Origin of the sequence: Acinetobacter sp. WC-743 (assembly GCF_000335555.1) — a bacterium.
Lineage (GTDB): Bacteria > Pseudomonadota > Gammaproteobacteria > Pseudomonadales > Moraxellaceae > Acinetobacter > Acinetobacter bereziniae.
The window spans coordinates 54784-69270 of sequence record NZ_AMFQ01000013.1; the positions used below are offsets into that span (position 1 = coordinate 54784).

The window sequence follows — 14487 nt, forward strand, 5'->3', positions numbered from 1 at the left end:
AATCAAATAAGTGAATTATTAAGTTTTAATTTAATTTATTTCTTTTAAAAACAACAATTAATATCTAATTGTATCAAAAAATAACAAAAAGTAATCAATTTCTCTATTAATTGTGTAGATCGAATCACATATTATCATTTCGAACCAAACACATTAATGATTAAAGAACAAACTCTATTTTTTGAGGAGACATAAATGAAAGTGTTAAAACTATTAGCGGTAACAGCTGCATTATCTGCTTCTGGTCTAGCAATGGCTGATGGGTCTGTTGTTGATCAAGGTTATGCTTTTGAAGCTAATCAATTAATCCCGACAGGTGCTCGTCTTGAAGTAGGTACAACTGGTTACGGCGGTGCTTTACTTTGGACTGCTAACCCATATGTTGGTTTAGCATTGGGTTATAATGGTGGTGATATTTCTTGGTCTGATGATTTGTCTATTGATGGCACTAAATATGACATGGATTTAGACAACAACCTGACTTACTTAAATGCTGAAATTCGTCCTTGGGGTGCAAGTGAAAATGCATTGGCTCAAGGTCTTTATGTAGCAGCTGGTGTGGGGTATGTTGACAGTAAATATGATTTGAAGAAATCATTACATAACTCAAATGATACTTTGAAAATTGATGGTAAAAACTATTATGCGCCAACAGGTAATGGTAGTATCAATGGTAAAGTAGATTATGATAACCAAATTGCACCATACATCGGCTTTGGTTGGGCTCCAAAAATCACCAAAAATATTGGTGTATTTGGTGAAGTTGGTGCTTATTACACAGGTAATCCATCAGCTAACTTAAAAGCTGTTGGTTTACAAGAGGTGGGTAGTTTAGATCCAACTTCTGGCGCAGATGCAGCTGATCGTTTAGAAAATAAAATCCGTAACGATGACAAATATCAATGGCTTCCAGTAGGTAAAGTAGGTGTAAGCTACCACTGGTAATTCATTCGGGATTTGTATAGAAAAAACGAGCTTCGGCTCGTTTTTTTATGTATAGAATAAATGATCAAACTAAGCTAAAAACGGTACCCAATACGAATTCCATGTGCAAATGCAGTATTTCGACCTACTTCGGATAAAGTAGAATTTTGAGTGATTGGGCTATTGGCATCCAAATCTGCAATTTTTGCTTTATTAAATCGAAAATACTTGATGCCATAGGAAATAAAACTGCTTTTATTGATGTTATATAAGCTACCTAAGCCTAATGCATAAAAGCCGTCAGAAGGATTGAGCGTTCCAGCAGGATTATCACTGCCCGAATCCCATGATATATCAGCTGTGGTAAGCCATTGATCTGAAAGCATATGGGCAATACCGAGTTTTGCAGACCATTGATTGTTTTTATAGTCAATCAGATTGAATGGTTTGATTAATTCAGGATATTGTTGAACTGCATAATCAACCACAGCACCAAATTGTCTAGGCTGAATTTCAAAGTCTTTCCAATTGACCCAACGAAGCTGACTATAGACAATATTGTTTTCTGTTAAACCAGACTGAATTTCTAAATTGACAGATTGTGGTGTAGAAATTCGCGTTTTTTCAAACGGAATTACTGTTAAATTTTGCCCAGAAATATACTCTGTCACTGCTGATTGATGATTGATTTTAGATCGATAAGTCAGTGAGCTTTTTAAGGCATATTCTGGAATTTGATAACTTAAACCTGCTAACCATCCATGACCAGCACTTTGCTTAAATTTTGCCTGATAGCCACTCAGTGCTGAATAGTTTGCACCAAAAATATTTAATTCGCCTTCAAATTGTTGATAAACCGCTCCAGTATAGATATTCCAATGAGTAGTAGGTTGATAACCCACCAACATGGTGAGATTTTGACTATCAAAATTAAATTGACCAGACTCTAAAAGTTGTTTTTCATGATTAGTCTGAGGGCGGTATTGATAAGCAATGTCAACACCATAAGGTTGGTCGTAGATTAAACCAAATGACCACTGTGGTGCGATTTGTAATTTTGCTGCTGCATTGACGAAATGATAAGTATTGACCAAGTTGCCTGTAGAAAAATCATCAATACCTTGTTGTTTTAATTGTTCGTGTTGAGGTAATTGTCCAGATACATCAGCATAAAGCTCAGCATAAGATAGTTCTAGGTAATGATTCGGTTCAAGAAAAGTGCGGACGGATTGATCAGATTTTTCCATACCTGCGGCATGACTAAATAGAGGAATAACGCCCCCGATGGCTAAACCCCAGATCTGATAATTCATCCTTGTCCCCAAAATGACAATATTAAAATATGATTTAGACTAAATTTTATACTAAAAAGATTCTCTTTTGATAAATAATAAATAAAATCAATAGTTTTAGTTTTTCTTAAGAATATGCGTTGTGCTTTTGGATATTTTAATTTAATGAAGAGAGAGCGCAAAAATGCGCTCTTTCTTATCTGTTTGGCTGATTAAGTTTCTTGTATAAACTTAATCTTCAGGGTAGGCGATTTTCTTTAAGGCTTTAATATCCGCCTCTGGTGAGCAGAGTGAAATAAACTCATAACCATAACCACGCAGTAAATGACCTTTACGTACTGCAATCCAAGTGGTATTTAAACCAAAAATATCAGTATCAATTTGTTTTAAACGATGATCACGTTCTGTATCGTAAGCCACATCATTGACAATACCAACACCCATGCCAAGCTCAACATAGGTTTTTATCACATCGGCATCCAGTGCAGACATCACGATATCAACATCAAGATTGGCATCTTCAAAGGCTTTATCAATTTTTGAACGACCTGTGAAACCACCGTGATAAGTAATGATTGGATATTCAGCCAATTTTTCTAAAGTAATGTCTTTAGGATTAAGTTTAGTCAGTGGATGGTCTTGAGGGGTAATAATGCTGTGTTTCCAATTATAGAATGACACGCTTCCCAAGTTTTCTTCGGTTGTCAGTGATTCAGTCGCAATACCAATATCTGCCAAACCTAAAAGTAACATTTCTGAAATTTCAACAGGACTGGCTTGTTGTAAAATCAAATGCACTTTCGGAAATGCTTTTTTAAATAAATTCACGATTGGGGGTAACACATAACGTGCTTGGGTATGTGTTGTTGCAATCGTCAATGTCCCTTCATCGACTTTATTAAAGTCATCTGCAAGACGTTTAATGTTGTCAGCATCAATCAACATACGTTCAACAATACTGAGCAAGGCTTGTCCTGGTTCTGTTAAGCCTAATAGGCGTTTGCCTTTACGAACAAACAGTTGCACACCTAATTCATCTTCTAAATCTTTGATGTGTTTACTGACACCTGATTGAGATGTGTAAAGTGCAGCTGAAGCTTCAGTTAAATTGTAGTTTTGACGAACCGTTTCTCGGATAATTCGTAATTGTTGAAAGTTCATGATGTTCCATACCTCAAATGTGGATGAGTAGGTGGGGAGTACTCATCCTGTCGACGATTACGCGACTTGATTTTCAAATAGGTGAAGTGTAGATGCACTTACCCAAACTGTTTGATTTGGTCTGTATTGATGTAATTTTGCTTCTTCTGGATTTAAAGCAATTTCAATCAGTTGTCCTTGGCGATCTTGTAACTCTGCCATGACTTTACCGGCAATCCATAATTCACGTAAGAAGGTTGCTTGAATTGCATTTTCAGTCGGTTGTGCGTGAATTCTCAATTCATTTGGTCGAGCAAAAGCAATCACTTTACCATCAGCCGTATTTTGCGTTGAAGGCAGTTGGATTCGATCATCACCAATTTGAATAATACCTTGATGGTTCTCACCTTCAAATCGATTCGCTTGACCTAAAAAGTCAAAGACAAATGGTGTTGCTGGTTTCTCATAAACTTCTCGTGGCGAGCCAATCTGTTCGATATCACCTTTATTCATCACCACGATTTGATCGGCGACTTCCAATGCTTCTTCTTGGTCATGGGTCACAAAAATAGAGGTGATATGCAATTCATCATGCAGGGTTCTGAGCCAACGACGCAATTCTTTACGGACCTTGGCATCAAGTGCACCGAATGGTTCATCCAGTAACAACACACGAGGTTCAACGGCTAAGGCACGTGCCAAAGCAATACGTTGACGTTGACCACCAGACAGTTGCGCAGGATAGCGATCTGCCAAGAAACCCAATTGAACCAGATCCAGCAAACGTGTAACACGTTTTTTAATTTCAGTTTCATTCGGGCGTGTTGATTTAGGACGAACACGTAAACCAAATGCGATATTGTCATACACAGTCATATGGCGAAATAAAGCATAGTGCTGAAATACAAAGCCCACCTGACGTTCACGTACGTGAATATTGGTTGCGTCTGTACCCTCAAGAATCACTTGACCTCGATCTGCTGATTCTAGACCGGCGATAATACGAAGTAGTGTGGTTTTACCACAACCTGAAGGTCCAAGTAAGGCAACCAGTTGACCTTCTGGAAAATCCAGAGAGATGTTTTTAAGTGCATGGAATGCACCAAAGTTTTTTTCAATATTTTTAACTTGAATACTCATGTGCAATTCCTTAAGAAACAGTAGATTCTTTACTTTCACGGTCTTGTTTTTCTTGGCGATATTCAACCCAGGTTTTTAAAATAAGGGTAATAATTGCCAAAAATGCTAACAAGGTCGAAACCGCAAAAGCAGCACTAATCGAATTTGGTTCGTTATATAAAATTTCAATATGTAAGGGTAAAGTATTGGTTTCACCACGGATATGCCCAGATACGACCGACACTGCACCAAACTCACCCATTGCACGGGCATTACACAAAATTACGCCGTAGATCAGCCCCCATTTAATGTTGGGAATGGTGATTTTCCAAAAGGTTTGCCAACCTGATGCGCCGAGTACAATTGCCGCTTCTTCTTCCTCTGTACCTTGAGCTTCCATGAGTGGAATTAATTCACGGGCAACAAATGGAACGGTAATAAATACGGTGGCAATGATGATTGCAGGTGTGGCATATAGAATTTTAATGTCATGTTCAATTAACCATGACCCAATCCAACCTTGCGAACCAAAGATCAATACCAGCATCATACCCGCAATCACTGGTGATACAGAAAATGGAGCATCAATAATCGTGGTGAGGATAGACTTGCCACGGAAATTAAATTTAGCGACACACCATGCGGCAGTAACACCAAAAATAACATTCAGTGGAACGGCAATTGCTGCGGTGAGTAAGGTGAGTTTCACGGCAGATAAAGTGTATGGATCGATCAATGATGCGAAATAAACCTGAACTCCTTGTTTCAATGCCTCAACAAAAATCAGCACTAAAGGAAGAACTAAGCAACTCAGGAAGAAGATTAACCCAATAATAAGTAGGGTATAACGCACCCATATTGGTTCACGGGTTGCATCACGAGATTGTAGCTTTTCAGCCAAGGCATTGCTGTTGGTATTTAAGCTCATCGAGCAGTTCTCCCTGTACGGCGACTTGCCCAAGCCTGAATCAAGTTAATCAGTAGTAAAATAAAGAAAGAAATAATAAGCATTACCACAGCAATGGTGGTTGCTCCAGCATAGTCATATTCTTCTAAACGGGTAATAATCATCAATGGTGCAATTTCAGTTTCGTAAGGAATATTCCCTGCGATGAAAATAACTGAACCATATTCACCAACGCCCCGTGCAAATGCTAAGGCAAAACCGGTTAACAATGCTGGGAAGAGAATAGGTAAAATGATTTTAGTCACGATTTGAAAACGATTAGCACCGAGTGCAGAAGCGGCTTCTTCCAGTTCTGTTTCAAGGTCGCTCAATACAGGTTGCACTGTGCGTACAACGAAAGGGATTCCGATAAAAATCAGGGCTAAGGTAATACCCAGAGATGTATAGGCGATTTTAATCCCTAATGGTTCAAGCAATTGTCCAATCCAGCCGGTTGAGGCATATAAAGAGGTCAGAGCAATACCTGCAACAGCGGTAGGTAGAGCAAAAGGTAAGTCGACTAGAGCATCGACTATACGTTTGCCTGGAAATGAATAACGGACTAAGCACCACGCCAATAAAAAACCAAAAATCACATTGATCAAGGCTGCAATGAGAGCGGTGGTAAAACTGAGCTGTAATGATTTTAAAATACGTTCAGAGCTCAAGATTTCCCATAAACCATCCCAACCTACGCCTAATGATTTTATGAATACGGCAGAAAGTGGTATCAGTACGATTAAAGATAGATACGCTAGGGTGAAGCCTAGTGAAAGACCAAAACCTGGCAGCACTCGGGATCGCTGCGACATGATGACTCCTCAAAAGAGAGAAAGCTTATTGAAATCAATAAGCAAATTTAAAACGATTTTTGCAAGCTTAAAAGGCAATGGTTAAATTGCAAATTTAAAAAACAACTTGGTATCATCAGTATTACTCATAAAGATTTTTTGTTGCTCTATGATTAAGTGATCATATATTTCTGGAAAATGTCCAAAACCTGAAGCAACATTGATATGACCGACTTGACCTAAATTTCTTGGCTTGATTTTCCAAGCACGCGCCAATTTTTGAGCATCTTCAAAGTCTAACCAAGGGTCATTTTCAGAAATAATCATTTCAGCTGGAACAGCAATATTTAAGGTTTGAAAATAATTTTCATAATTGCCAATACTGTTTCGAGCAAAACCAGCTTCACCAAAACGTGTAGGATTAGCTGGTGCAACTAAAATAACTTTTCTCACTTTAGTGGTAATTTCAGGATGTTGTGCCAAAGCTGCAACAGTCGTCAAGCAACCAAAACTATGTGCAACAATTTGAACAGGCTGAGGCGCATTCAATACAGTTCTGACAAATTCAGCAACCCAGTCTTTTAATATAGGTAAGTTCCAATCCTGTTGCTGTACACGAGAGCATGACATGAGTTCACGTTGTAATTTAGACTGCCAGTGATCGTAATCGCTTCCACCAACGCCCGGAACAATAATGGTGTGAATCATGTCGGTGCTCCTGTTTTTTAGTTTAAGTTGATTGAGATCAGTTATTTACTACTCGCATTGGCTTTAACAATTTGATCAAATACACCATTGTTGTCAAAGTGTTGTTTTTGAACTTTTGTCCAGCCACCAAACTCTTTATCAATTGTTACCAATTTCAATGGCTTGAATGTGGTTGAATATTTTTGCAATGTCGCAGCATTACGAGGACGATAGAAGTTTTTAGCGGCAATTTCCTGACCGGCAGGTGAATACAAATAGTTTAAATAAGCTTTCGCTAGATTTAAATTACCGTCTTTTTCAGCATTCTTTTCTACGATCGCCACTGGTGGTTCAGCCAAGATCGATAATGATGGGGTGATGATCTCAAACTTACCTGGCTGCTCACGGGTAGACAGATAAGCTTCGTTTTCCCAAGCCAATAACACATCACCGATGCCACGTTCGGCAAATGTGGTTGTTGCACCGCGCGCACCTGAGTCAAGCACTTTGGTTTGTTTATAAATTTGACGAACAAAATCTTGCGCTTTTGCATCTGAACCATATTTATGCTTTGCCCAAGCCCAAGCTGCTAAATAGTTCCAACGTGCACCACCCGATGTTTTCGGGTTTGGTGTAACGATTTCTACGCCCGGCTTAACCAAATCACCCCAGTCTTTGATTCCTTTTGGATTACCTTTACGCACCAAGAATACGATGGTAGATGTATATGGTGTTGAGTTCTGAGGAAATTTCTTTTGCCAGTCTTTTGGCAATAAATTGGTACTTTGTGCAATCGCATCAATATCTGCTGCTAAAGCAAGGGTAACCACATCAGCCTGTAAACCATCAATCACTGCTCGTGCTTGTTTGCCTGAACCACCATGAGATTGTTTAAACTGAATGTCTTGCCCTGTTTTAGACTTCCAGAATGTCGCGAATTGTTTGTTGAAGTTATCGTACAATTCTCGTGTTGGATCATAAGATACGTTTAAAAAATCTTTTGCTGCCACGCTGAAAGATGTGGTTGAAATCAGTGCTGCTGCTACAGCAAATTTAAGTTTAGAGAACTGCATTTTTTGCCCCATTTATTTCTGAAGTTCGGTAAGATGGTGTAAGCATAATGCGAGTCTTTATTCATAAAAAATAATAAAAAACGAATTTTATATGAATAAAAGAGAAATAGATGTTATGTATGTTTCAAAATGTAATTGGGTAAAGCCACAGGAAATTGTGTAATGATCTGTTTTAAAAATGCTCAACAAATTGATTCTATTCCACTTTTGGATCGAGCATTTCATTATGGTGATGGTTGCTTTACCACAGCCAGATTTCATCAAGGAAATTTTGAACTGGAGTCTTTGCATCGTGCACGAATAAAATTGGCGGCAGAACGACTTTATCTAAATTTTGATTTTGAGCTTTTGGATCAAAGCTTGGCGTTACTCAAGCAACAATTTAGTATTTTAAACGGGACGCTCAAACTTGTTTTGAGTCGAGGTGAGGGGGATCGTGGTTATGCGATGCCTGATCATGATGCTGATTTTTATTTGATGTTTTACCCAAAAGCGACCAGTCATTTTCAACCTGAATTTATTCAAAGTGGTGTTTTAAATCAGGCGATTGGTTTATTAATGCCCAATTTAGTGGGTTTGAAAACATTGAATCGTTTAGAACAGGTCATGCTAAAAAAAGAAGCACAACAAAATGGCTGGATAGAAGCACTGGTGACCGATGTGCAAGGTTCAATTGTCGAAGGGATCAGCAGTAATTGTTTTTTTCAAATAAACAATACATGGATTACCCCTGAACTTCGCTATAATGGTGTGCATGGGGTGATGCGTGCTGAAATATTGTCACGAATGCAACATGATGGTGTTTCCTGTGAACAACGTTTTATTGATATGGATGAAATTAAGTATATTCAGAGTTTATTTTTCTGTAATGCATTAAGTCCAATGAAAGCGGTGACAACATTGAATCATCTGAATTTAGACACTCAACCTTGTGTTGAGTTATTTAACACTTTAAATTTAAGTCAGTTTAATTCTCATGCCTAAAGCGAAATCTAAGCCCAAATCTAAAAAGAAGACTCAAGCCAAAGCAGGCACGAACATCTATAAAGGCATTGCAATTTTTGTGGTGGTTTTTTTAGTCATCATTGGCATTATTTTAAAAATGAGTCTTTTTAAAAGCTACCCAGTTTCTGGAGCGAAACAAAAGCTTTCCATTACAAACGGAGAAACCTATACAGGTTTTATTGATGATTTAGCCAAAGAAGATAAAGTCAATTTTCCAATTATTTTAAAGTTGTATCGTAAGATTTTCATTCACGATACCATGAAAGCTGGAGTCTATGAAGTCAGCAAAGGCATGAGTGTACGCCAAGTTTTAGAAATGGTGTCAAATATTGAAAATGCTCAAATGAGTCGACTTTTGGTCATTGAAGGTACAACGGCAAAGCAACTGATTCAATCTTTAAATAAAGATCCATTGATTGAAAAATCGGTGATTCAGCTTCCTCGTGGCGAGATGCTAAAAGTATTGGGTATTCCTTATGAGCATCCAGAAGGATTGTTTGCGCCAGACACCTATTTTTTTGATAAAGGGGCTACCGATAAGCAGATTTTGACAGATTTGTATCAGCGTCAAATGAAAATCTTAGATGATGCTTGGGAAAAACGCGCACCAAACTTACCTTATAAAACAAAATATGAAGCCTTGATTATGGCGTCGATCATAGAGAAAGAAACCAGTGTCGACAGTGAGCTTAGGCAAGTTTCTGGTGTATTTTGTCGCCGTTTGAAATTGGGAATGCGTTTACAAACGGATCCAACCGTAATTTATGGTATGGGGGATAAATATACAGGTAAGATTTCAAAACAAGATTTGCGTACGCCAACCGCCTATAATACCTACACGATAAATGGTTTACCGCCTACGCCGATTGCGCTACCAAGTAAAAAAGCGATTGAAGCGACAATGCATCCAGATGATTCTGAAAATATTTATTTTGTTGCAACTGGAAATGGTGGTCATAAATTTAGCTCAAATTTAAATGACCATAATCGTGCGGTACAACAATATATTGAAGTTATGCGATCTAAAGTTAAGGAATGAGTATGTTTATAAGTTTTGAAGGAACTGAAGGGGTAGGAAAAACCACACTCATCCAAAAATTGTATGAACATTTTCAACAGCAAGGTAAACAAGTTGTTTTAACGCGTGAACCTGGTGGCACACCTTTAGCTGAGCAAATCCGTTCATTGTTGCTGTCTGTAAATCATGAAGAGCAAATGAGCCATGATACTGAGTTATTGTTGATGTATGCAGCACGCGCGCAACATTTGGCAGCTGTGATATTACCTGCATTGGCACAAGGCAAAATTGTATTATGCGACCGTTTTGTCGATTCAAGTTTTGCCTATCAATGCGCTGGTCGTGGTTTAAGTCGGGAAAAGTTACAACTGTTAAATCAAAATTTTGTTTCTAAAATGCCAGATATTACTTTTTGGTTAGATGCACCGATTGAACTTGGGATGAATCGTGCACGAGCTCGAGGCGCTTTAGATCGTTTTGAACAAGAAAAAGTGGTGTTCTTTGAGTCTGTACGTAGTGGCTTTTCTGAAATTCACTTACGTGATGCGCAAAGAATGAAACGTTTAGATGCTACTCAAACACCAGAGCAAGTCTTTGCAGAAGCTTTGCGCTACCTAAAATAACTGTAATTGATTCATTTATTCTGATGTTTTCAATCTCAAAAGTCTTTATATTGTTTTAGGTCAAGGATATAAAGACGTGAATGATGAAAAGTACAAAAACTGAAATCGTTGAATTTTTACAGCAATTTTTTTCACCAAGCTTAGCGCGTTGTGAAATCGAAGAAGTGACTGAAAAAGGTGCTTCTTTGGTTTGGCATGTCAGTGATCAAGACATTCGCCCAGGTGGAACAGTATCAGGTCCAACCATGATGGCATTGGCTGATTTTGCCTTATATGTGGCGATTTTAGGAGAAATCGGATTAATTGGCTTGGCTGTAACGACCAATATGAATATCAATTTTCTACGTAAGCCTACTGGCGGTGTAGATATTCGTGGTGTTTGTAAATTAATGAAGGTCGGTAAAGCTCTAGTTGTCGGTGAGGTATGGATTTACTCTTTAGATTCAGATGATCCTGTTGCTCATGTCACTGGAACATATTCAATTCCTCCACAAAAATAAGCAACGTGTATAAAAAGCACAAATACTTCATTTATTAGGTGAAATATATCATTTAATCTAGCTGGAATTCGCTTTGAGATGCTATATTGAGTTATCTCGGGGATAATGCTAATTTATTCATAATAAATAGTTTATTTTTAAAAATTAAATCATTTTATAAAACGGAATAGAGAATATGTCATCAGATCATGAAGTCGTTCGTTTGTTTAAGGAAAATGTTTTTCCCTTATCAAATAAATTGACAGAGATGTTAAATGAACACTATTCGCATCAGACGGAACGCCGAGGTTGTGGATACACACAAGCAACTCGAGTCTTGGCTGAGTATATTAATTTTCCTCGTGACAACGTTGAAGCGACGGATTTAAAAATATTTCAAGACTATGACTTTAAAAGATTAAAGAAAATTATTGATCAAAAAAATATCTATGGTTTTGATATTGAGGATTGGCATAATCTAGATCAAAACCGCTCAATTGAAAACTTTCTCGCTGACCCGCAGCAACAAAAAAATGATGATTTTAGAGTCCTTGTTGAGCAAGAGGTTACGACCCAAGCAAGTTTAAGAAAATTATTTCAGCAGGCTGAACTTGAAGAAAGCCAAATCATTTGTTGTATGCTGGAAGATGTGATTTTACCGAAAACAGCCGAGAAAACAGGTTATGTTGAAATCCAAACATTAGCGGGAAAACCTAAAGTAGGTTCTTGTCCAATGGCTGAAAATTTTTTCCTGAAAATCGCGCACCGTTCAATGCTGAGACAAGGTTCAATCAATATTTTTATCGATGAACAAAACCGCCCATTATTGATTGAAAAAATGAATATGGGGGATGATCATTCCTGTATCAACTTACAACCTTTAATCATGAATGGTATTCGCATTCCAGTTGGTTCTTTATTTTCGGTAGAATATGATATTGAACAAATTGACAATAAAGTGCCTAATCAAGAATTCAAAGGTTATATCATTCCATATAAAGAAATTCAGGGTTTTTGGTTTTTACGATTGACTACTTTAGCGATCTCACCTGAGAATCGGAAAAGAGCATTCACCACCCATTTTGAACAACAAGTGAATAATGGGTTATTTAGTCCTGATACAACCTTAATTAAACAGCTGAATGACGTTGCATTGTCACAATTGAGAGTCGCTAGTCTCGGATAACTTTATGTTAAATGTTTGTTTTTCATCGCGCTATTTTGCTCAAACACATACCAATAGCATGGAAAAACTTGTTGCAGTTGCTGAGCAATTACAACAATTCAATCATTTTAAATTTCACGAACCCCAACCTATAGATCCAGAAATTTTAAAAGCCTTGCATTCCCCAAGATATGTTGAGGCATTTTTAACAGGACAACCGACTAAACTTGCAACTTTTGCTGGTTTTAAACCATGGAATGAACAATTACGAGATGCAGTTTTGTCCATCAATGGTGGGCAAATACTGGCGACGGAGCTGGCTTTTCAACATGGTATTGCAGCCAATATTGCACAAGGTTTTCATCACGCCAATTATGACTATGGCGGTTCATATTGTACCTTCAATGGCTTGGCACTGATTGCGCAGCATTTTGCGAATAAACGAATCTTTATTTTGGATTGTGATCAGCATGGTGGCGATGGAACTGCTGAATTTACCCGAAGATTAGAGAATTTATATAATTTTAGCATTTATGGTTTGGCATTTGGCTATCCAACGTATGAACGTGCCGAAAGTCGCCATGTACATACGAAGCATGGGAGTTTTGCGCAGTATACCATGGCGATACATGAGGCTTTTCAACGAGCCAATGAGTGGAAGGCTGATATAATTATTTACCAAGCAGGCATGGATTGCCATCAAGCAGATCCTTACGGTTCAGCGTGGTTGAGTACAGAGTTAATTCAAAAACGCGATGAAATGGTATTTAATCTTGCGAAGCGGGAAGGAATTCCACTGATGTTTGTGCTGGCAGGTGGATATCAGAAGCTTGAGGATTTGGTCAATTTACATGCTCAAACTTTTCATACAGCACATCAGATTTATTATAAAAAACCATAAAGATAAAATTCATAAAAATTTGGCTGGATTACCCTATTTTTTGGCTCAATTGGGTAATGTGTATTCATGTGAGCACAATAAAATGATAATTATTCTTATTTGAGGAGCCATGCCATGTTTATCCAAAATTTAGAAAATTTTCCAATCATCCCTGTGAGCTTCCGACCCGATGATGCCGTTTCAGTCAGTGAAACCATTGCCATATATGAATCATTACTTAGCCGAAAAGAAACATTTGTCTTTCTCAGTGAAGGCGCATTTCCTGCACAAAAGGCGGATCACGAGGCACGTAAACAGGTTGCTGCTTGGGTAAAGTCAAAACGTGAGATTTTGGCACAATACGTTAAAGCATTTATCCATATTGAGCCAGATGCAGATATTCGCTTGGAAACTCAAAAGTTTGCCAATAATTTTATTAAGTTCTCAGGTTATCCGATGTTTATTGTCGATAATCATCAACAAGCGAATAAAATAATTGATGCTGTGCTCAGGAGAAAAATGGGCGAATAATGATGCAAAATGAAACCTTCCATTCACAATTGGATCAGCATAATTTGCCCTTATTTGTATTAAAAATCGATCGGCAAGTTCCAGACTGGGAACTTGCTTCTCACCAACATGAGCAAAGTCAGTTATTGGCAACTACAAGCGGATTAATTACGGTTGAAACACCATCAGGAATTTGGGTAGTTCCAGCGCAGCATGCCTTATGGATTCCATCAAATACCTTACATAAAGTCAGTAGTTACGGTATTTCAACAGGTTATGTAGCATTTGTTAATACTGTGTTGCAGCATTTTTCAGCACACACATGTACCATGTTACAAATGACCCATTTAATGAATGCAATGTTAGAACGGGTTGAAACATTTTCTGAAACATCATTTGTAGAAAACAATCGACGTTTAATGGACTGTTTGCTAGATGAAATACAGTCTACTGCTCACCCAATATTTTATTTACCGATGCCAAAAGATTCGCGTATGTTACAGATCGCGCATGATTTATTAAAACAACCAGATCAAAATCTAAATTTGGCTGAATGGGCGAGTCGTTGCTGTATGAGCGAACGCAGTTTGACACGGATTTTTCATCACAATACTGGAATGAGTATTAATCAATGGCGGCGAAAATTACATGTGGTCATGGCACTGCAATGGTTGACTGATGGGGATTCAGTCCATCAAGTTGCAATGAAATTGGGCTATGACAGTGATAGTTCTTTTATCGTCATGTTTAAGAAAATTATGCATCTATCGCCAAAAAGCTATATGCGACAATCATGAGAAATAATCAATAAAACCCAAGTGCGTTATTATGCAAA

Annotated in this window: 16 protein-coding genes; 9 read left to right on the plus strand and 7 right to left on the minus strand. The window is 37.9% G+C overall.

What is annotated here, in order from left to right; all coding sequences use genetic code 11:
- Positions 1 to 195: 195 nt before the first annotated feature.
- Positions 196 to 945: an ornithine uptake porin CarO gene (carO, locus tag ACINWC743_RS01975; protein WP_009584129.1), complete on the plus strand. Its 750-nt coding sequence runs from the start codon at positions 196 to 198 to the stop codon at positions 943 to 945.
- Between the two features lie 74 nt (positions 946 to 1019).
- Here carO and ACINWC743_RS01980 read toward each other — a convergent pair whose 3' ends face one another.
- From ACINWC743_RS01980 to ACINWC743_RS02010, 7 genes are all read right to left on the minus strand, one after another.
- Complete coding sequence (locus ACINWC743_RS01980; RefSeq protein WP_009584117.1) at positions 1020 to 2237, minus strand: outer membrane protein transport protein; 1218 nt, start codon at positions 2235 to 2237, stop codon at positions 1020 to 1022.
- A gap of 210 nt (positions 2238 to 2447) precedes the next feature.
- Positions 2448 to 3377: a CysB family HTH-type transcriptional regulator gene (locus ACINWC743_RS01985; RefSeq protein ID WP_004829323.1), complete on the minus strand. Its 930-nt coding sequence runs from the start codon at positions 3375 to 3377 to the stop codon at positions 2448 to 2450.
- 57 nt (positions 3378 to 3434) lie between these two features.
- A complete protein-coding gene (locus ACINWC743_RS01990; RefSeq protein WP_004829320.1) occupies positions 3435 to 4496 on the minus strand; it encodes a sulfate/molybdate ABC transporter ATP-binding protein in 1062 nt (353 codons plus the stop codon).
- Positions 4497 to 4506: 10 nt separating this feature from the next.
- Complete coding sequence (cysW, locus tag ACINWC743_RS01995; RefSeq protein ID WP_009584164.1) at positions 4507 to 5403, minus strand: sulfate ABC transporter permease subunit CysW; 897 nt, start codon at positions 5401 to 5403, stop codon at positions 4507 to 4509.
- Complete coding sequence (gene cysT, locus ACINWC743_RS02000) at positions 5400 to 6233, minus strand: sulfate ABC transporter permease subunit CysT (RefSeq protein WP_035300041.1); 834 nt, start codon at positions 6231 to 6233, stop codon at positions 5400 to 5402. The genes cysW and cysT overlap by 4 nt, the downstream gene beginning before the upstream one ends.
- A gap of 81 nt (positions 6234 to 6314) precedes the next feature.
- Complete coding sequence (locus ACINWC743_RS02005) at positions 6315 to 6920, minus strand: RBBP9/YdeN family alpha/beta hydrolase (RefSeq protein ID WP_009584152.1); 606 nt, start codon at positions 6918 to 6920, stop codon at positions 6315 to 6317.
- Positions 6921 to 6961: 41 nt separating this feature from the next.
- Positions 6962 to 7972 carry a sulfate ABC transporter substrate-binding protein gene (locus ACINWC743_RS02010; protein ID WP_035300052.1) on the minus strand — a complete coding sequence of 337 codons (1011 nt, stop codon included), beginning with the start codon at positions 7970 to 7972 and terminating at the stop codon, positions 6962 to 6964.
- A gap of 162 nt (positions 7973 to 8134) precedes the next feature.
- On the opposite strand from ACINWC743_RS02010, the gene pabC reads away from it, so the two are divergent.
- From pabC to ACINWC743_RS02050, 8 genes are all read left to right on the plus strand, one after another.
- Positions 8135 to 8956, plus strand: a complete 822-nt coding sequence (gene pabC, locus ACINWC743_RS02015) for an aminodeoxychorismate lyase (protein WP_009584155.1) — start codon at positions 8135 to 8137, stop codon at positions 8954 to 8956.
- Entirely contained in the window at positions 8949 to 10016 is a 1068-nt protein-coding gene (mltG, locus tag ACINWC743_RS02020; protein WP_009584171.1) for an endolytic transglycosylase MltG, read from the plus strand. The genes pabC and mltG overlap by 8 nt, the downstream gene beginning before the upstream one ends.
- Positions 10017 to 10018: 2 nt before the next feature.
- Complete coding sequence (tmk, locus tag ACINWC743_RS02025; protein WP_004829305.1) at positions 10019 to 10618, plus strand: dTMP kinase; 600 nt, start codon at positions 10019 to 10021, stop codon at positions 10616 to 10618.
- Positions 10619 to 10701: 83 nt separating this feature from the next.
- Positions 10702 to 11118 (plus strand): PaaI family thioesterase, encoded by a 417-nt coding sequence (locus tag ACINWC743_RS02030; protein ID WP_010591279.1) that lies wholly within the window; start codon positions 10702 to 10704, stop codon positions 11116 to 11118.
- A 175-nt stretch (positions 11119 to 11293) separates the two neighbouring features.
- Complete coding sequence (locus ACINWC743_RS02035) at positions 11294 to 12283, plus strand: hypothetical protein (protein WP_009584197.1); 990 nt, start codon at positions 11294 to 11296, stop codon at positions 12281 to 12283.
- 4 nt (positions 12284 to 12287) lie between these two features.
- Positions 12288 to 13163: a histone deacetylase gene (locus ACINWC743_RS02040; protein ID WP_009584138.1), complete on the plus strand. Its 876-nt coding sequence runs from the start codon at positions 12288 to 12290 to the stop codon at positions 13161 to 13163.
- Between the two features lie 114 nt (positions 13164 to 13277).
- Positions 13278 to 13673, plus strand: a complete 396-nt coding sequence (locus ACINWC743_RS02045; protein WP_009584173.1) for a hypothetical protein — start codon at positions 13278 to 13280, stop codon at positions 13671 to 13673.
- Positions 13673 to 14449 (plus strand): helix-turn-helix domain-containing protein, encoded by a 777-nt coding sequence (locus ACINWC743_RS02050; protein ID WP_009584217.1) that lies wholly within the window; start codon positions 13673 to 13675, stop codon positions 14447 to 14449. The genes ACINWC743_RS02045 and ACINWC743_RS02050 overlap by 1 nt, the downstream gene beginning before the upstream one ends.
- Positions 14450 to 14487 lie beyond the last annotated feature (38 nt).

Bases quoted from the DNA above. Each gene is read 5' to 3' on its own strand.
- carO (WP_009584129.1), top strand. From the start codon at position 196: ATGAAAGTGTTAAAACTATTAGCGGTAACAGCTGCATTATCTGCTTCT.
- ACINWC743_RS01980 (WP_009584117.1), bottom strand. From the start codon at position 2,237: ATGAATTATCAGATCTGGGGTTTAGCCATCGGGGGCGTTATTCCTCTA.
- ACINWC743_RS01985 (WP_004829323.1), bottom strand. From the start codon at position 3,377: ATGAACTTTCAACAATTACGAATTATCCGAGAAACGGTTCGTCAAAAC.
- ACINWC743_RS01990 (WP_004829320.1), bottom strand. From the start codon at position 4,496: ATGAGTATTCAAGTTAAAAATATTGAAAAAAACTTTGGTGCATTCCAT.
- cysW (WP_009584164.1), bottom strand. From the start codon at position 5,403: ATGAGCTTAAATACCAACAGCAATGCCTTGGCTGAAAAGCTACAATCT.
- cysT (WP_035300041.1), bottom strand. From the start codon at position 6,233: ATGTCGCAGCGATCCCGAGTGCTGCCAGGTTTTGGTCTTTCACTAGGC.
- ACINWC743_RS02005 (WP_009584152.1), bottom strand. From the start codon at position 6,920: ATGATTCACACCATTATTGTTCCGGGCGTTGGTGGAAGCGATTACGAT.
- ACINWC743_RS02010 (WP_035300052.1), bottom strand. From the start codon at position 7,972: ATGCAGTTCTCTAAACTTAAATTTGCTGTAGCAGCAGCACTGATTTCA.
- pabC (WP_009584155.1), top strand. From the start codon at position 8,135: ATGATCTGTTTTAAAAATGCTCAACAAATTGATTCTATTCCACTTTTG.
- mltG (WP_009584171.1), top strand. From the start codon at position 8,949: ATGCCTAAAGCGAAATCTAAGCCCAAATCTAAAAAGAAGACTCAAGCC.
- tmk (WP_004829305.1), top strand. From the start codon at position 10,019: ATGTTTATAAGTTTTGAAGGAACTGAAGGGGTAGGAAAAACCACACTC.
- ACINWC743_RS02030 (WP_010591279.1), top strand. From the start codon at position 10,702: ATGAAAAGTACAAAAACTGAAATCGTTGAATTTTTACAGCAATTTTTT.
- ACINWC743_RS02035 (WP_009584197.1), top strand. From the start codon at position 11,294: ATGTCATCAGATCATGAAGTCGTTCGTTTGTTTAAGGAAAATGTTTTT.
- ACINWC743_RS02040 (WP_009584138.1), top strand. From the start codon at position 12,288: ATGTTAAATGTTTGTTTTTCATCGCGCTATTTTGCTCAAACACATACC.
- ACINWC743_RS02045 (WP_009584173.1), top strand. From the start codon at position 13,278: ATGTTTATCCAAAATTTAGAAAATTTTCCAATCATCCCTGTGAGCTTC.
- ACINWC743_RS02050 (WP_009584217.1), top strand. From the start codon at position 13,673: ATGATGCAAAATGAAACCTTCCATTCACAATTGGATCAGCATAATTTG.